The 17127-nt window shown below is 53.2% G+C and carries 15 protein-coding genes (1 of these 15 running past the window's edge); 3 read left to right on the forward strand and 12 right to left on the reverse strand.

The features are described 5' to 3' along the window. Positions 1 to 434: the beginning of a CDP-diacylglycerol--serine O-phosphatidyltransferase gene (pssA, locus tag L1F30_RS14315; protein WP_253357085.1), read on the reverse strand. 460 nt of this gene lie to the left of the window's left edge; only the first 434 of its 894 coding nucleotides appear in the window; its start codon is at positions 432 to 434; the stop codon falls past the left edge of the window. A gap of 49 nt (positions 435 to 483) precedes the next feature. After that, positions 484 to 2115 carry an NAD+ synthase gene (locus L1F30_RS14320; protein WP_253357087.1) on the reverse strand — a complete coding sequence of 544 codons (1632 nt, stop codon included), beginning with the start codon at positions 2113 to 2115 and terminating at the stop codon, positions 484 to 486. Positions 2116 to 2226: 111 nt separating this feature from the next. On the opposite strand from L1F30_RS14320, the gene L1F30_RS14325 reads away from it, so the two are divergent. The 3 genes from L1F30_RS14325 (at position 2227) to L1F30_RS14335 (ending at position 5864) form a co-directional block, all read left to right on the forward strand. Then, the gene (locus tag L1F30_RS14325; protein WP_253357096.1) at positions 2227 to 3870 is read left to right on the forward strand and encodes a PAS domain-containing sensor histidine kinase; all 1644 of its coding nucleotides are present in this window, start codon (positions 2227 to 2229) and stop codon (positions 3868 to 3870) included. Then, positions 3870 to 5210, forward strand: coding sequence for a sigma-54 dependent transcriptional regulator (locus tag L1F30_RS14330; protein WP_253357098.1), 1341 nt, complete (start codon positions 3870 to 3872; stop codon positions 5208 to 5210). The genes L1F30_RS14325 and L1F30_RS14330 overlap by 1 nt, the downstream gene beginning before the upstream one ends. Positions 5211 to 5309: 99 nt before the next feature. Further along, positions 5310 to 5864, forward strand: a complete 555-nt coding sequence (locus L1F30_RS14335; protein WP_253357100.1) for a GspH/FimT family protein — start codon at positions 5310 to 5312, stop codon at positions 5862 to 5864. Positions 5865 to 5876: 12 nt separating this feature from the next. Here L1F30_RS14335 and L1F30_RS14340 read toward each other — a convergent pair whose 3' ends face one another. From L1F30_RS14340 to ileS, 10 genes are all read right to left on the reverse strand, one after another. Further along, positions 5877 to 6377 (reverse strand): type IV pilin protein, encoded by a 501-nt coding sequence (locus L1F30_RS14340; RefSeq protein WP_305879911.1) that lies wholly within the window; start codon positions 6375 to 6377, stop codon positions 5877 to 5879. Then, the gene (locus L1F30_RS14350; protein WP_253357118.1) at positions 6370 to 9684 is read right to left on the reverse strand and encodes a pilus assembly protein; all 3315 of its coding nucleotides are present in this window, start codon (positions 9682 to 9684) and stop codon (positions 6370 to 6372) included. The genes L1F30_RS14340 and L1F30_RS14350 overlap by 8 nt, the downstream gene beginning before the upstream one ends. A 23-nt stretch (positions 9685 to 9707) precedes the next feature. After that, on the reverse strand, positions 9708 to 10247 hold the full coding sequence (locus L1F30_RS14355; RefSeq protein ID WP_253357120.1) for a PilX N-terminal domain-containing pilus assembly protein: 540 nt from the start codon (positions 10245 to 10247) through the stop codon (positions 9708 to 9710). Next, positions 10247 to 11284 carry a PilW family protein gene (locus L1F30_RS14360; RefSeq protein WP_253357122.1) on the reverse strand — a complete coding sequence of 346 codons (1038 nt, stop codon included), beginning with the start codon at positions 11282 to 11284 and terminating at the stop codon, positions 10247 to 10249. Before L1F30_RS14360 ends, L1F30_RS14355 begins: the two co-directional genes overlap by 1 nt. Before the next feature lie 11 nt (positions 11285 to 11295). Then, on the reverse strand, positions 11296 to 11760 hold the full coding sequence (gene pilV, locus L1F30_RS14365) for a type IV pilus modification protein PilV (protein WP_253357124.1): 465 nt from the start codon (positions 11758 to 11760) through the stop codon (positions 11296 to 11298). A gap of 10 nt (positions 11761 to 11770) precedes the next feature. After that, positions 11771 to 12244 (reverse strand): GspH/FimT family pseudopilin, encoded by a 474-nt coding sequence (locus L1F30_RS14370; RefSeq protein WP_253357126.1) that lies wholly within the window; start codon positions 12242 to 12244, stop codon positions 11771 to 11773. A 166-nt stretch (positions 12245 to 12410) separates the two neighbouring features. Next, positions 12411 to 13355 (reverse strand): 4-hydroxy-3-methylbut-2-enyl diphosphate reductase, encoded by a 945-nt coding sequence (ispH, locus tag L1F30_RS14375; protein ID WP_253357128.1) that lies wholly within the window; start codon positions 13353 to 13355, stop codon positions 12411 to 12413. Then, entirely contained in the window at positions 13355 to 13804 is a 450-nt protein-coding gene (locus tag L1F30_RS14380; protein ID WP_253357130.1) for a peptidylprolyl isomerase, read from the reverse strand. The genes ispH and L1F30_RS14380 overlap by 1 nt, the downstream gene beginning before the upstream one ends. Beyond that, positions 13801 to 14325 (reverse strand): signal peptidase II, encoded by a 525-nt coding sequence (lspA, locus tag L1F30_RS14385; RefSeq protein ID WP_253357132.1) that lies wholly within the window; start codon positions 14323 to 14325, stop codon positions 13801 to 13803. Before lspA ends, L1F30_RS14380 begins: the two co-directional genes overlap by 4 nt. Next, positions 14318 to 17122 (reverse strand): isoleucine--tRNA ligase, encoded by a 2805-nt coding sequence (ileS, locus tag L1F30_RS14390; protein WP_253357134.1) that lies wholly within the window; start codon positions 17120 to 17122, stop codon positions 14318 to 14320. The genes lspA and ileS overlap by 8 nt, the downstream gene beginning before the upstream one ends. Positions 17123 to 17127 lie beyond the last annotated feature (5 nt).

The raw sequence follows: 17127 nt of genomic DNA on the forward strand, positions 1-17127 counted from the left end.
TGCAGCGCCCAACTGAACATCACCAACGCAGGCGCTACGCCAAACGACACCATGTCAGACAAACTGTCGTACTGTTCGCCAAAGGCACTGCTGGTATTGGTTAACCGCGCAATACGGCCATCAAGGCCGTCGAGCAACATGGCAACAAAAATGGCAATGGCAGCGGCTTCAAAATTTTGGTTCATCCCTGCAATAACGGCGTAAAAGCCCGAAAACAATGCGCCAGTTGTGAATAAATTAGGCAGCAAGTAAATGCCCTTGTGGCGCACTTTTTTACCGTCCTCTTCCACTACCTCAACGTGCTCATCTACAAGCGCGGTGGCAAGGGGTTCATCTACCTCTGAAGATCGGGCGGCGTGAGTCGCAGCGTCGGCCTTGTTTGCTTCAAGGTCGGATGCTTGCTGCTCTGCATCTGAGGGGTGTTTATCTGTCATAGTTCAATCCAAAAATTGGTGGCTGGCGTGAGTCTATCACTTGGCAAGCTTAGTCGCCTATGCGCCAGCCATTGGTGATCGGGTAGCGGCGGTCGCGGCCGAATCCGCGGCGGGTCAACCTGGGGCCGATCGGAGCCTGACGCCGCTTATACTCATTTAAATCCACAAGGCGAAGCACCTGGCGAACCTGCTCGGCATCAAAACCGGCGGCAATAATTTGCTCGGCGCTCTGATCTTGTTCTACATAGCGCTCCAAAATGGCATCGAGCACGTGATACGGAGGAAGGCTGTCTTCATCTTTCTGGTCTGGGCGCAACTCCGCTGATGGCGGCCGCTCTATCACACTGACCGGAATTACCTCCGAGATAGTGTTGCGATATTTGGCCAGCTCAAATACCAATGTTTTTGGCACATCTTTCAGTACGTCGAATCCGCCGGCCATGTCTCCGTAGAGCGTTGAATAGCCTACCGCCAGCTCGCTCTTGTTGCCGGTTGTGAGTACCAACACGCCCTTCTTGTTTGACAGCGCCATCAACAATACGCCCCGGCACCGCGCCTGCAAGTTCTCTTCTGTGGTGTCTGGGTTCAGCCCCTGAAACTCAGGGGCAAGGCCGGCCATAAAGGCGTCATAAATGGGCTCTATGCCTATCGCCCGATAACCAACACCCATGCGCTTTGCCTGATCTGCAGCGTCAGTTTGGCTAAGCGCTGAGGTATAAGTGAAGGGCATCATGACGGCATCTACCCGCTCAGGGCCAAGGGCATCCGCGGCGATGGCAAGGGTCAGGGCTGAATCAATACCACCAGATAAGCCCAGCACCACGCCTTTAAAGCGGTTTTTGTTCACGTAATCACGCACGCCCAAAACCAGCGCCTGATAAACACTGGCCAAACTCGGCAGGTCTTCGGCAATCTGGCCCGCCTCGAATCGCGGCTGCCCCTCAACATGCAACTTAGCGCTATAGATGCCTGCCTCGAAGGCAGGTGCCTGCATCGCCAGGCTGCCGTCTGCGTTAACCACCATGGAGTGACCGTCAAACACCAGCTCATCTTGCCCGCCCACCTGGTTCACGTACACCAGCGGCATACCACCCTGCTGCACCCGCTCCGCCAGCAGCTGACGCCGCTCCTGGGTTTTACCCCGGTGGTAAGGCGAGGCGTTGATATTCAGCATCAGCTGGGCACCGGCCGCACGGGCTTGCGCCATGGGCTCCGGCTGCCAAATATCTTCGCACACGGTAAGGGCGGCTTTTATGCCGGCAATTTCAACGATACACGCCTGATTCCCCGGCAAAAAGTAGCGTTTTTCGTCGAACACCTGATAATTGGGCAAGCATTGCTTGGCATACTCTGCCACCAGCCGGCCCTGATGAATAAAGCCCGCCATATTAAATACGCGCCCGGCCACCACTTTCGGGTAACCCACTAGGATGGCAGCCGAAAAGCCCGCGCCACAAAGGGCTTGAAGGGCGCGGTCTATACGCCACTCAAGGCTCGGACGCAGCAAAAGGTCTTCTGGCGGATAGCCTGTGAGCACGAGCTCCGGAAACACCACCAAATCTGCATGCTGACTTTGCTCAGCCTGCCGGGTGGTTTCGATTACCAGCGCAGTATTGCCGTCGATATCACCCACCATGGGGTTTATCTGCGCCAGAGCCAGATTAATAGAAGTCTTCTGCATAGCCTGTCACCAAAAAATGGGGGCGCTATTGTCTGCGAAACCCACCCTGAAAGCAAAATACCTCAGCCTGCGCGACTGCGATATAGTAAGCCCAACTGACACGAGGGCTTTATGGCAGCACCCACACACAAACCCCACATCTCGACGGCACCGGCTAAATCTGCGCAGGAAGAAATTCTGGGCCAAGAAAGCACCTTGTCGCTACTGCGTGTCTACAGCTACTACCGTGCACTTTTGGGCAGCCTTTTACTGTTTATCTTTCACGGTGGTTTAACCCCAAATCTGGTTGGCAACAACGCGCCAGAGCTATTTTCTTACACCTGTATTGTGTATACAGCGATAAGCGTCTGGACACTTCTGGCCCTTTGGCGCAAAGATTTCAAACCTTCGCAAAAGCAATTACTCGCACAGCTATGCATTGATGTTGTTGCAATTACCTTATTGGTTTATAGCAGCGGCAGTAACACCTCGGGGCTGGGCTATCTGCTCATCATCACCGTGGCCTACAGCGGTATTTTCCTGAATCAACAACTCTCGCTCTTGCTGGCCTCTTTTGCGAGCTTGACCGCCATTGGTTCAGGGGTGCTGGATGCCATGCGCCCGAAGGGGGGAGACAGCAGCCTGTTCTCGGCAGGTGCTTTGGGCGTGCTGCTATTTATTACCGCATTGCTGTTTCGCTACATCACCCGCCGCCTGCAAACAAGCCAGGCAGAAGCGCGCTCGCAAGCAGCCTTCGCACAGCACCTGCAGTCGCTGGCGCAACAGGTTGTAGAACGCATGAATACGGGCATTATCGCCGTAAATAAAGACCGCCATTTACTGCTTGTAAACAATGCAGCCTACCGGCTGCTGAGCCGGCCGGCCAATCAACCCTTAGCCTCACTCCCCCACGACATAGACGCCATGCTGGATCGCTGGGAAAGCGAAGGCGCGCACCGCCAACAGATCTATAAACCCGAGGGCTCAAGTAAAGAAATTCGCGTAAGTTTTGCCGCACTTAATATCGATCAGCAAAGCGATACGTTAATTTTTCTGGAGGATAACCGGCAGCTTATCCAACAAGCACAGCAGTTGAAACTTGCTTCACTGGGGCGATTGACAGCGAGTATTGCCCACGAAGTACGCAACCCGCTTGGGGCCATTAGCCATGCAGGTCAATTACTGGCAGAGGCGCCGAACCTTGAAGCTGAAGACAAAAAGCTTACCGCCATTATCGCGCGGCACTCAGAGCGCGTGAACAATATTATTGAAAACGTACTGCAGCTTTCCCGCCGCCAACAGGTTCAAGCACAAACTTTTGATATTACACAATGGGTAAACACCTTCGTTGAAGAGCTAAAAAACGGCCCCCACAATGAGGCGAAAATCACACTTGTACACACACAGACACCACTCCTGGGCACAATGGATACCTCGCAACTGCACCAAGTAATGACGAATATTTGCGACAATGGCCTGCGCTACAGCCAACAGCAGACGGGCATCGCACAAATTACACTGGCAACCGGCACCGATGAACGATTCGGGCTGCCCTACATAGACATCATTGACGAAGGCCCAGGTGTGAGCACAGAGCAGTCTGCCCAACTTTTTGAGCCGTTCAATACAGACAGCCCCAAAGGTACAGGGCTTGGGCTCTACCTCTCTAAAGAACTTTGCGATGCCAATGAAGCCAGCCTAGAATACAGGCCCACTGCCGAGGGCAAAAGCTGCTTTCGCATCTGCCTTACACACGAACAACGGGTACTCAACTAATGGGCGGCCATGCACTCATCGTCGATGACGAACCCGATATTTTAGAGCTGTTAAATATCACCCTCGCACGCATGGGCGTGCAATGCGATACCGCCGAAACGGTGGCACACGCACGCACTCTGATTGAGAGCGAAAAGCGCTACGATATCTGCCTGACCGATATGCGCCTGCCAGACGGCAATGGCATTGAACTGGTGAAACTTATTCAAGCCCAGTGCCCGGATACCCCCGTGGCCATGATTACGGCACACGGCAATATTGATACTGCCATTGAATCCATGAAAGCCGGCGCTTTCGACTTTTTATCCAAACCCATCGACATTGAACGGCTACGCACGCTGGTGGCAACCGCCATAAAAGTAACCACTGCAGAAGCGGTGCCCGACAACGCACTGCTGGTGGGAAATACTGCAGCAATGCAGCAACTGAAAGAGAAAATATTCAAATTATCGCGCAGCCAGGCGCCGGTGCTGATCACCGGGGAGTCCGGCTCTGGCAAGGAGCTGATAGCCCGCTCAATCCACTTGCAAGGCCCGCGTAGCGACTCACCCTTCGTTGCGGTGAACTGCGGCGCCATTCCGCGAGAATTGATGGAAAGCGAGTTTTTTGGCCATAAAAAAGGCAGCTTCACGGGTGCAGCCACCGATAAATCCGGCTTATTTCAGGCCGCCGAAAACGGCACCCTATTTCTCGATGAAGTGGCAGACCTGCCCATGGACATGCAAGTAAAACTGCTGCGTGCCATTCAGGAGAAAGCTGTACGCCCCATTGGCGGCCAGCAAGAGCTGCCTACCAACGTGCGCATTCTTAGCGCCACCCATAAAGATCTGCGCGAAGAAATCAAGCGCGGCAATTTCCGCCAGGATTTGTACTACCGCATTAACGTTATTGAACTGACTGCACCCGCGCTGCGCGACAGGCAGCAAGACATCCCCGTGCTCACCCACGCCATTCTTGCAAACCTGGCCAATGAATATGGCACGCCACCGGCGCAACTGGCACCCTCTGCTTTAAAGGCACTGCATGATTACAGCTTTCCTGGCAACGTGCGAGAGCTTGAGAATATTTTAGAGCGGGCTTACACCCTGTGCGACAGCAATACCATTCAAGCATCAGACTTGCAGCTTCAACAGGCATCAACTGCAGCCAGCACGCCCAAACCCGGCCGTCACGAAGCGCTGCACGGCCAGCCGCTCGATGAACACCTGGAAGAAATTGAAAAAGATCTTATTGTTAATGCACTGGATGAAACCAAGTGGAACCGCACCGAGGCCGCCAAGCGCTTAGGCATAAGTTTTAGATCCCTTCGCTACCGGCTAAAAAAGCTGGGCCTTGAGTAGTACTTAGGAAGGCTTTTTTTGGTAATTTTTGCGAGGTGCTTCCGCAAAATTACTCGCTGCTCTAAACTTTAGTAGACAATTCACTGCCAAGGAATGGCTATGACACGCGCTCACGGATTGACGCTGCTCAACCTATTGATCAGCCTTGCAATCATTTCAATTTTATCTTTTGTGGTGATTCCAGGTTTCGCCCAGATACTCGCCAACAACCAAGCCACCCTCACCATTAACACCGCCATCAACGCGATCCGCTTTGCCCGCGCGCAGGCAATACTGCACGGCCAGCATGTCACCCTGTGCCCCTATAGCTACAACGTAAGTTGCGGCAACGATTGGGCCGCGGGTTTCACCGCCTTTCAGGATTTCAACAAAAACGGCAAGCTCGACGGTGATGAAGAGGTATTAAGAGTGATTGAACTGTACGCGGCAGGCACTGTGAAATGGTCGTCTTTCGGCGCTTCCAGCTACTTGATGTTTACACCGCTTGGTTTCACCAAAAGCCAAAATGGCACGTTTATCTATTGCCCCAAGAACAAAGACGCCACCCTTGCCAAGGTGCTGATTATTAATCGCCAAGGGCGCGTTAGGCAGGGGCAAGATACCAATAACAACAACATCCCGGAACGCAGCAGCGGCCAGGATGTTGTTTGTTAGCCCGAAAAGGGGTTAGCTGCAGGCGTCTTTCCAGCACCACTCAGTAGCCTCTACCTCATTGGGCGAGGCACCCAGGCCTGAGGCCAAGCCATTGGCCGTGTTATTGCGATCCCAGCCCTTACGGCCTGTTGAGGTAAGCACCAACACGCCATTACCGGCTTGCGCACCTACGGGCTCTGCTACCACTGTATAGGCGGAACCCGACGCTGCGTGGATTTTCAAATTGTAATAAGTGGCTGAGCCATCAATGGGCGCCTTGGTAGAAAATATTGCCGGCGCCCCCGTATCGGCTGCACCCGCTGCGGCCTTTGCATAGGAGCCTGTTGATGTGTAGTGGCGCTCCATCGCCTGCGCCAAGCCTTGCAAGGCCGCTTGCGCATCCGCCCGGCGCGATTTCGCAATACTGTTTTGGTAGGAGGGAATAGCGATGGCCGCAAGAATTGCCACAATCGCCACTACTACCATTATTTCAATAAGCGTAAATCCGCGCATTGCTGCGTTTCTATTAATCACGATAAACCTCTTCCCATGATAAACGGCCCTCTTTATCACCAGAGCCAACATTTACTTTACGGCTTTTAATGGTGCCATCGCTGCCGGGGGTAAACTGCACATCACCCAAAATACCACTCTGGGCTGGCAGGCCATTTAAAAACTCACTGCCCACGTAGTTCAGGTCGCCACTGTCAATGGAACCGTCGTTGTTCGCATCAAAAATGGCCTCTGTTGGCGCGAGCCCCGTATCAAACTGCAAAGACGACAACCAACCACTACCGCCTGACTTACAGGGGGTATCATCCGGAATAACCGTATTGAAGAACAAGACTTTACGGCGCAAGAGTGAATCTGAGATCACTCGCTCACCTTCGGCCGTTCCAGTGTCAGTAGAGGCTGCGCGATGCAACAGATCAATGTACCAGCCGTAGTCAGAACTCCAGTCTATAGCGTCCCCTGTAACCTTGCGCACGCGGGTGCCGTCTGGGTTGGTTTCTGTTACAAAGCGGCGCTCTTTTAAGTTTGCACGCAAGCGCCCGCCCGTGCCTTTATCCCAAACGGCATAGTAAGACATGGTATCGCTGTTGGATGGGTCACTCGACTCCAAAAATTTACCTGTACCAAACATCACCATGACGTTGGGCTCATTATTTTTGGTGGCAACTTTAGGGTTGATGGCGGCAATAGGTGCGGAGGTAATGGGCTGAGCCTTGCCGCTACTGTCTTTAGCCGTCATCAATGGGCTGCTGCCATGGGCCAAACCCCAATTACCGGTGTTGTTATCCGTTAAATCGAAGGCCCACACATTGCCCCGCAAATCGCCGACATACACGCGATCGGCAACACTATCGCCATCCAGGTCAACCACACGGGGGGTAGACAAGCCGTTTGGCGTAGTTGTATCACCCACACCGGTAGACAACTCTATGTAGTCACCGGAATCCCAAGTGCCATCCGTGCCTTGTTCGATAAAAACAATAAACAGCTTGGCCTTGCCGTCGCCCTTATTGTTGTAGCCATTACCAAAGATTGCCGCCCACTTACCGGAATTACTGCCATCTTTTAGCATCGCAATGGTTGGCTTGCTAAAGGTATAACCAAGGTCTGCGTCTACCGTTTCATCAAACTCCCACAGGGCAATGCTACCTGCTTTATTGGTAAGGTCATTAAAATCAGATGGGTTAGTGACATCCAGTGCAAATAACCCACGGCCGCCTGCGCGCAAGCCACCGATCAATATGGTGCGCCATTCATTATTGATAAACACATCTGACACAGTTGGCGTAAGGTCAACGAAAAACTTATGCCCATAGGATTGGCTTGCCAATTGGCGCAGGCCAACATCACCTGCAGAGCTATCGAATACTTGCGAGGGAATGTAGGCAAAAACCTCCTCACCGCCCCCGGTCACCGCGGCATTCACACCGTGCAGCATGCCATCGTTAGCACCAAAATATAAAACTGGTGCACGGTCCTTTTGGGCAGTTTTGTACTCACTGTAGGGTTTGTCAGATGCACCAAAGAGCTCAGCATTACTGCCGGTTTGGTAGTCTGGCCAATAGAGCTCGGGCTTGCCTACATATACTGGCGTAGAGTTCACAATATCGCCAAGCTTGCTATCACGCTCGCGAAATTGCGTAGACAAGCTGCCTTCCAGTGATCTGTCTCCGCGCAAATAGTTGAGCATGGCCTGGCCCAATACATCGTTGCGCACCGGGGCTGCTGTTGGCAGGCCGGTATAGCCTAGGTCGTTCTTCTGCTCTTCTGTTAAATTGGCCCACTCAAAGGGCACGCCATCTGAGGCGAAGGTCATGATGTTGCGCGCGGATGCACTTTGGCCGTCCATACGATCACCAGCCTCCCATGCCGGCGTAGTAGCAATGCCTCCAGTTACAGTCAGCTCTCTCGCCTCAAGTTGGCCACTCCATTTTTTGGTGTCAAACTTGGCTTGATATACAGCACTATCCTGGTTCAGCTGGCTGGAGTTAAACGCCACGGAAGCCACGGAACCGTTGCTTGCAATTACATCGGCGGCAATCCGTTTAAATACCGTGGTCAGCTCGGCAGAATCCTGTGCCAAAAAGAAGCCGGGTTTTTGCACCACACCGTTGGCATCGATTGTGCCCGCACCTTTATCACCTGCGTCTTTCAGTACCGGAATATCCAGGCCAAAACCTACCGTATAGGTTTTTATATTGTTTAGGTTTTCAGCGGCATCTTTACCATAAAGGCTTGGGCGCCAATCCAGCTCACGCAAGGCAATAGCCACATCATCCAAGTCACCCGGGTCGAGTGATTGCGCATTAGTTGTAGCTTCAACGCCATCTTCCCACAGGTTCAACGGGCCAGAGTAGCCGTTATCGCCGGTGGGCTCACCGTCTGTCATAGCAACAATAATGTTCGACTGGCAAGAGTACTGCATTACCGTACTCGTAGGTTTGGTAACACCGCTTGCGTAATTTGGTTCTAGGTTTAACAGCTCTTTGGCATTTTTACCCGAGGCAACATGGGTATTGGTATAGGTGAGTGCCGTAGTGTTATCTGAGGCGCCCTCAATAAAATAGCGCCCCACTGAGGCAAGCGCACTGTTCAAGGGCGTGCCGCCACTGGCTGGTAAATTTTTAATTTTATTTAACAGGTTGGTACGATTAGTTGCGGTGTCAATGTCGCTAAGGCCGGACTCAATGCGCGCCTTACCACTATTGAACCAGGAAATACCCATGTGCACACCTTTCAACCCGGTAATGCCGTTGGTGCCCACCATGTCGGTTAAGGCATCGATGGTTACCTCGTTACGGGTTTTTGAGCCGGGGCGATACTTATGCTCTGCTGTGCTTTCGTAACGGCCTGTTCGAGTATCGTTGGAGAAGTACCAGTTCAGGAAGTTGCCCGAGTAATTCGCTCCGGTACCAAACCCCCAGGTATCTTGATGCAACCGCACGTTAGTGTAGGTTTTGGCAGAGTCAAAGCAGCGCGTACCTGTGCCCCCCGTGAGAGACCAAGAAAAATTCCCTTCCCCATTTTCTATTTGGTTAAACCACACACCTTTAACGCTATCCCAAACGAAATCGGCCTCAAGCTCACCATTATTATTCAATGCCTGCCCAGGCGGGCATGTACCGTAGGAAACATTTTTATCGTAGGGCGCGGCCTCAACTATGTGCAACATAGAACCGGAGCTGTCTGCCAATATCATAATATTGGGCTTGGCCACGCCGGTAACCACCAAGGGTTTCTCTGCCAAGGTTAACTCGGCGGCCGATGCACTGGTACACCATGCAAACGTGAATGCGGCAAAATTTAATAGATACTTTTTCTGTAACATGTTTATACCTCTGCACGAATGCATTACAAACGCTTACCGTAATAAGCCACCACCAGCCGCTCAGCAGAGCCGCTCATGCCAAGGGCTCGGGCCACCACTTTAAATGCAGTTACATCGCCGCCACCAGTGGTTTGGCCATAGCCTGTTATGTTGATGCTACTTAGCTCATCATCCGCCACAGGGATAATTCCAAGCTCTTCTATGTAATAGCTGTAATTCACAGTCTGGCCGCTTACCGTCATGGAGCCGGTAAAAATCTTGCCCGCAGCCCAGTTAGAGCCGTTAAACAAATCCACCGGGCCATTATCTTTACTGTATAGCCCACCGGCACCGTCATCTTTGAACCCACTGGTGTTGGTGAAGGCATCAATTTTGGCTTCTGCATCAAGTAAGGCATATTCAGCTGCTTCTCGCGATAAGTGGCTGTCGCGTACAGAGGCCGTCATACGCTCTTGCAATACCACCTGCTGATTGTTCGAGAGCACCAAAATAGTGAGCACCAGCAACACCACCAGGCTGATTGCCAGTACAGCGCCCCGCTGATTATTTATGCTGTGTTTCATTACAAAGTCCTGTTACGGATATTGACTGTTAAGGTATAGGTGCGATTTAGCGGGCTGTTTGTACCTGCAGCAGCATCTGCCACATTGGCCTCGCTGTGTGTGGTAACGGAAACTTTCACCGCCAATACGTTGTCCATATCGGCCACTGCGCTTGCATCGCGGTATACATCTACTGCACCGTCATTGTTGGTGTCTTCACCGTAAACGAATTGCAGGTCTTCTACGTTGCGAACAATCTCGCTTGCCACACCTTGGTCTAGGCGGTAGAGCGACCAACCCGCCGAGGCGTTTTGGCCTACGAAATATTGCCGATCAAATGGGCGATTGATTTGCGCACCGGCAGTGTAGGTGTGCGACATTTTCTTGATGGCGTTATCTACCATGCCGCTGCCCAATGAGCCTGTGTTGTGGCCCAGATTGGCTTTCGCGGTAGTGGTGGACGTAGATGCATTGGTCGCATTATTTGCAGAGTTACTGAAGCGATCTGCCCCGGTGCAGTCGGAAATCAACAAAATTTCACCATTAGGAATGGTGACGCCCGGCGCGATGCTCAGGTGAATAGTTGCAGACACTTCCACCATATACGGGTCGATAACTTTCACACCCGAGAGTGGCAGTGAGCCTCGCATACGAATGGTGTCGGTTCCGGGCTTTACAGTAACTGTGTTGATCTGTTTTACCGGTGCGGTGGGAATATCGTTTTCCCCTGAAAGCCCATTTTCGCCCACCAAATCACCTGCTTTGGTGGCGTAATCCGGGTCTGTGGCATCTAAGTGATCGAAGATTGAGTCGCTATCGGGTGCACAGCCCCAGTAATCTGCCATGCGTAAATCGCGGGCAATAAATTCGGTGGCAATACGCCCGCTTTCCTGCACCTCTGCATAGGCTTGCTGCAGGCTGCCTGAACGCTTGTTGGCATCGAATATTTGCAGCACACCAAACAGCAACACAGCACTTAAGCCCAGTGCGATCAGTATTTCAACCAGCGAGAAACCCAGTTGCGATTTAGGGTGCGAATGCCGCACTGCTTCACTCATATTCCGCTCCATTACAAACGCACACTCATGGTCATCTCAAGCTTTTTAACTACGCCACCGGTGTTGTCGCGCGTTTGCTCATCCCAGCTCACGGTGACATCCCACTGGTTGCCGTTTTTCGTTACTGTGCCGGCGGCGGTATCGGGCAAGCCGCCTTTTTTAATGTCTTCCGTAATGAGCGCGTTCCACTCGAAGGCATCAAGTTGCGCCATTTGTTCGGTGCTACACACTGTGCAGGTAGGCTTAGTGGCAGCATTGGTTACGGCATCGTAGTGGCCATCGCGCACACCTGCGGGGTTTGAGCGCATGCGCTCTGCCATGTCGTAGGCCAGCAGGCTTGCCTGGGTGCGGTATTGGGAATTGTTAATATTTTTCAGGCCAAGGAGTTGCATCGCACCCAACCCCAAGAGGCCAACTGCCATGATCGCTACAGTGACCAAAATTTCAATGAGCGTCACACCACGCTGTTTATGCATCATCTACGCCTCAACTACAGGTTTTCTTGGATATTGAGAAGGTGCCTGAAATCAACAGGCTGAGTTCGCGCCCGGTTTCACCGGTGCGGCTATCACAAATAGTGGCCGTAGTGGCGGTATTTACGGTGCCGTTGGCCTTGAAGGTGAGTGAGCTCTGCGCGATGGTAACGGTGCCGCCACCCGCCAGGGGCTCCCACAAACGCAGCTCTTCGCCAACATCGTAATCGCCGTCGCCATTGGTATCTTGATAAACCACCATGCCACCGGCCCAATCGGCGCCATTGCGCTGGCCAAACACCACCTCGTTACCCCGGCGCACAGCCTCCATACGGGCAAAAGACAAGGCGCCTGCCAGCTCATTGGCCACCACCGTCAATCGGTTGTTTTGCAGCATGGTTTGAAAGCTGGGCACGCCTATGCCCAACAGCACACTGGCAATAAACAAGACGATAAGCAGTTCGATCAGGGTAAAACCGCGCGACATACTGTTCTCTATTAAGTTAAACATTGGGATAGTGTCCAACTTAATAGGTATGGCGCGGGGAGTCACCCCGGGAGGGATAAGCGGCTATTTCACCTGGCTCAATTGCGGGAAGTAGCCGTAAAAGCCGGAGCTTTTGTGAACCGGTTCACAAGGCAGGCAAGGGCTGCTAGCGAAGCTCTTTTGGCAGGGTGAAGTTGATGGTTTCTACCGCACCGCTCATTTCACGCGGGCGCTGGGCACCCAGGCGCTCTAGGTGGGCGATAACCGATTGCACCAATACCTCTGGCGCCGAGGCACCGGCCGTGACACCAATGGCATTAGCGCCACTGAGCCAGGTGGCGTCTATGTCCGCCTCAGAATCAATAAGGTAGGCCCGCGCCCCGCATCGCTCGGCAAGTTCACGCAAGCGGTTGGAATTTGAGCTGTTAACGGAGCCTACCACCAACACCAGATCACATTCCAAGGCCAGCTGTTTTACGGCGTCTTGGCGGTTGGTAGTGGCGTAGCAAATATCGTCTTTGCGCGGCCCCTCTATCTTTGGAAAACGTGTACGCAGGGCATCAATCACCCGTGCGGTATCATCCATAGAGAGGGTGGTTTGGGTAACGTAGGCCAGGTTCTCCGGGTTTTGTACCACAAGGCTTGCGACATCCTGCTCATCTTCCACCAGGTAGATCCGGCCACCATTGCGGCTGTCGTACTGCCCCATGGTGCCTTCTACTTCCGGGTGCCCCTGATGGCCAATCAGAATGCATTCTTTACCCGCACGGGAATAGCGCATCACTTCCACATGCACCTTGGTAACCAAGGGGCAGGTGGCATCAAAGACTTTGAGCTCGCGGCCATCGGCGGCTTTGCGCACCGCTTGCGACACACCGTGGGCGCTAAAGATGACAATGGTATCGTCTGGCACTTCGTCGAGCTCATCAACGAAAACGGCACCGCGCGAGCGCAAATCATCTACCACATATTTGTTGTGTACCACTTCATGGCGCACATAGATGGGCGCGCCGTATACCTCAAGGGCACGGTTTACGATATCAATCGCACGATCAACACCTGCACAAAAACCGCGCGGGTTGGCCAGATGAATAGTTGGCGCCTGAGCCATTAAGCGGCCTCCACACTGACAATATGCACATCAAACACCACTTCTTTACCTGCCAGCGGGTGATTGAAATCAACAGTGACTTCACGCTCATCAAAGGCGGCAATCACGCCGGGTAATTCGGCCTTTTGCGCATCGGCAAATGAAACCACCAAACCCTCGGCCAACTCCATATCGGCGGCGAAAGTAGTGCGCGGGAATACTTGCACGTTGTTCGGATTCGCTTGCCCGAAACCGCGCTCGGGTGGCACCACAAAGGTTTCACGCTGGCCTGCGGTCATCCCCAGCAGGCACTGCTCAAAGCCCGGCAACAGGTTACCATCGCCCACGGTTAATGCGGCGGGGCTGCGCTCGAAGTTGGAATCAATCACGCTGCCATCACGCAGCTTTACGGCAAAATGCAGCGTGAGCCTTGAACCCTCTTTAACGATTGGGAACGCAGCCTTAGTCATACCGAACCTTCTTGCGTTTTGCTGGAGCCTGAACGAAACATATCAATAATCAACATCGCCACACCGGCACAAATGGCGCTATCGGCAATGTTGAACGCCGGCCAGAAATGCTGCTGGTAATGCATTGAGATAAAATCTACCACATAGCCAAGCAGCACCCGGTCTATCAGGTTGCCCACAGCGCCGCCTAACACCAATGCAAGAGCGCTGAGTTCCCACAATTTATTGTGCGGCAAGCGCGCAATCCAAACCGCCAGCACCACGCTCACAACAGCGGCCACCACGGTAAAAAACCAACGCTGCCAGCCACCCTGATCACTCAAAAAGCTGAATGCAGCGCCCGGGTTGTGCAGTAGCGTCCAATTCAAAAACGACGTCACATACACAGGCTCGCCATAGGTCAGCGTACTGCTGGCCAGGGTTTTAGTGTACTGGTCCAGCACGATGGTCACTAACACCAGCGCAAGCCCCAGCCAATGGCCTTTGTGAAGTGTTACGGCGCCAAGCATTGTTTTACGCATAGTGACGCACCTCCCCTGCCCCGCTCACATTTTCCACACAGCGGCCACAAAGCTCCGAGTGCTCAGCGTGAGCGCCTACATCGGCGCGGAAATGCCAGCAACGGCCACATTTAGCATGCGCCGATTTAACCGCCATAACCTTCAAACCGGCCACTTCTGTGGTATCTACTTCGGCGCCCGTCTCAGCCAGGGGCATTAACATTGCCTTTGAGGTAATCAACACAAAGCGCAACTCATCTTGCAGCTTGGCCAGTATGCGCTCAAGCTCAGTATCCACAAACAATGTCACTTCGGCAGATAAAGAGGCACCCAATTCACCGGCGGCGCGGCGCGCCTCCAGCACTTTGTTCACGGCAGTTTTCACTTCGGCAATGCGCACCCATTCCTGCGTGCTGATGGCGTTTTCGACTGCAGGCTCTGGGAATTTATACCACTCGGCAACAAATACAGGCTGGCTGTGATCGCCGGGAATAAACTCCCACATTTCATCGGCGGTAAAACTCAAGATTGGCGCTACCCAGCGTGCAAACGCCTCTACTATGTGATGCAGCGCGGTTTGCGCCGAGCGGCGCGCCAAACTGTTGGCCTGCGTGGTGTACTGCCGATCTTTAATAATATCCAGATAAAAGCCGCCCATATCCACCACACAAAAGTTGTGTAGCTTTTGATAAATCTGGTGGAACTGGTAGTTGTCGTAGGCTTTCAGAATTTCTTTTTGCAACTGGCTTGCACGCTCTACCGCCCAGCGATCGAGTGCTAATAATTCATCCACGGGCACCTGGTGCTCGGCAGGCTCAAAACCTGAAAGGTTTGAGAGCATAAAGCGGGCGGTATTGCGAATGCGACGGTAGGAATCTGCAGTGCGCTTTAAGATTTCATCACTCACGCTCATCTCGGCACTGAAATCAGTGGCCGCCACCCACAGGCGCAATACATCGGCGCCTAAATCGTTCATCACTTTCTGAGGCGGAATCACATTGCCGATAGACTTAGACATCTTGCGGCCATTTTCATCCACGGTGAAGCCGTGGGTTAACACCGCTTTATAAGGTGCCGCATTATTGATGGCCATGGCCGTTTTTAATGACGACTGAAACCAACCGCGGTGCTGGTCTGAACCTTCCAGGTAGAGATCTGCCGGGTATTGCAGCTCTTCACGGCGATTCAGCACGGCAAAATGTGTTACACCTGAGTCAAACCACACATCCAGGGTGTCTACCACCTTGGTGTAATCGCGAGCCTCGGCGCCCAAAAGCTCGGTGGCATCCAAATCAAACCAGGCATCCATACCGGCTTTTTCAACGCGCTCGGCAACCTGCTCCACCAGTGCAACAGTATTGGGGTGCAGCTCTTGCGTATCTTTGTGAACAAACAGCGCAATGGGCACGCCCCAGGTGCGCTGGCGTGAAATACACCAATCGGGCGAAGAATCGAGCATGCCATCGATGCGCGCACGCCCCCAATCGGGAATCCACTTCACTTTTTCAACGGCGCCACGCACGCTATCGAGCAAGCCGTTTTGTTGCATGCTCACAAACCATTGTGGCGTCGCACGGAAGATCAACGGTGTTTTTGTGCGCCAGCAATGGGGGTAAGAGTGGGTAATTTTACTGTGCGACCAAAGCGCGCCGCGCTCGGTGAGCAGCGCAATCACTTTGTCATCCACCTTGTACACGTGATCACCGGCAAAGTGCTCCACCTGCGGCCGGTAATTGCCGTTATCGTCAATATAATTGAGCGTGCCAATGCCATTGGCCTGGCCTACCACGAAATCTTCCATACCGTGATCAGGCGCTGTGTGCACACAACCGGTACCGGCATCGGTGGTTACGTGGTCACCCAAAATAACGGGCAGGGTTTTGCTGTAAAAGGGGTGTGCCAACTGCAGCCCTTCGAGCACGCGGCCCGCCACGCGCGCGAGCACCTTACCCTCTTCAAGTTCAACCTGCTTCAGAACAGATTCATACAGGGCTTCGGCCACCAGAATGCGCTCGCCACCTGCTTGTACCAACACGTAATCAAGCTCGGCGTTTACGCTTACCGCCTGGCTTGCAGGCAGCGTCCAGGGCGTGGTTGTCCAGATAACTACCGAGACATTGCCAGCGCCTTCCAGGCCACCCAAGCGCTTGGCGAAATCCTCTTGATCGGCCACGGGGTAGCGAACATAAATGGAGTTTGAAGTTTTATCCTGGTACTCCACCTCGGCCTCAGCCAAGGCAGAACCGCCCACCACACTCCAGTACACGGGCTTGAAGCCGCGCACCAAATGGCCGTTTTCAGCAATGCGCCCCAGCGCGCGAATGATGTCGGCCTCAAATTTGAAATCCATGGTGAGGTAGGGGTTATCCCAATCACCCAGCACGCCCAAGCGAATGAAGTCGCGCTTTTGGCCTTCCACCTGTTTGGCGGCGTATTCGCGGCACTTTTTGCGGAAGGTTTTTACATCTACCTTGGCGCCCGCCTTGCCTACCTTCTTTTCCACATTGTGTTCAATGGGCAGGCCGTGGCAATCCCAACCGGGCACATAGGGGGCATCGTAGCCACTCAAGGTTTTGGCTTTGATGATGATGTCTTTCAAAATTTTATTGACCGAGTGGCCGATATGAATATCGCCATTGGCGTAGGGTGGGCCATCGTGCAGAATAAACTTTTCTGCGCCCGCCCGTGCCTTGCGAATGGTTTCGTAGAGCTTGCCATCTGTCCACTTTTGTAACGTTTGCGGTTCGCGGTTGGCCAGGTTGGCCTTCATCGCAAAGGGCGTGGCGGGCAAATTCAAAGTCGGCTTGTAATCGGTCATGTCTT

The organism is Simiduia sp. 21SJ11W-1, assembly GCF_024138675.1.
Lineage (GTDB): Bacteria > Pseudomonadota > Gammaproteobacteria > Pseudomonadales > Cellvibrionaceae > Simiduia.

Excerpts from the sequence above, each read along its gene's own strand:
- lspA (WP_253357132.1), bottom strand. The coding sequence starts at position 14,325 with ATGCGTAAAACAATGCTTGGCGCCGTAACACTTCACAAAGGCCATTGG.
- L1F30_RS14325 (WP_253357096.1), top strand. The coding sequence starts at position 2,227 with ATGGCAGCACCCACACACAAACCCCACATCTCGACGGCACCGGCTAAA.
- ileS (WP_253357134.1), bottom strand. The coding sequence starts at position 17,122 with ATGACCGATTACAAGCCGACTTTGAATTTGCCCGCCACGCCCTTTGCG.
- L1F30_RS14370 (WP_253357126.1), bottom strand. The coding sequence starts at position 12,244 with ATGTCGCGCGGTTTTACCCTGATCGAACTGCTTATCGTCTTGTTTATT.
- L1F30_RS14350 (WP_253357118.1), bottom strand. The coding sequence starts at position 9,684 with ATGTTACAGAAAAAGTATCTATTAAATTTTGCCGCATTCACGTTTGCA.
- L1F30_RS14360 (WP_253357122.1), bottom strand. The coding sequence starts at position 11,284 with ATGAGTGAAGCAGTGCGGCATTCGCACCCTAAATCGCAACTGGGTTTC.
- L1F30_RS14320 (WP_253357087.1), bottom strand. The coding sequence starts at position 2,115 with ATGCAGAAGACTTCTATTAATCTGGCTCTGGCGCAGATAAACCCCATG.
- L1F30_RS14335 (WP_253357100.1), top strand. The coding sequence starts at position 5,310 with ATGACACGCGCTCACGGATTGACGCTGCTCAACCTATTGATCAGCCTT.
- L1F30_RS14380 (WP_253357130.1), bottom strand. The coding sequence starts at position 13,804 with ATGACTAAGGCTGCGTTCCCAATCGTTAAAGAGGGTTCAAGGCTCACG.
- L1F30_RS14330 (WP_253357098.1), top strand. The coding sequence starts at position 3,870 with ATGGGCGGCCATGCACTCATCGTCGATGACGAACCCGATATTTTAGAG.
- L1F30_RS14355 (WP_253357120.1), bottom strand. The coding sequence starts at position 10,247 with ATGAAACACAGCATAAATAATCAGCGGGGCGCTGTACTGGCAATCAGC.
- ispH (WP_253357128.1), bottom strand. The coding sequence starts at position 13,355 with ATGGCTCAGGCGCCAACTATTCATCTGGCCAACCCGCGCGGTTTTTGT.
- pilV (WP_253357124.1), bottom strand. The coding sequence starts at position 11,760 with ATGCATAAACAGCGTGGTGTGACGCTCATTGAAATTTTGGTCACTGTA.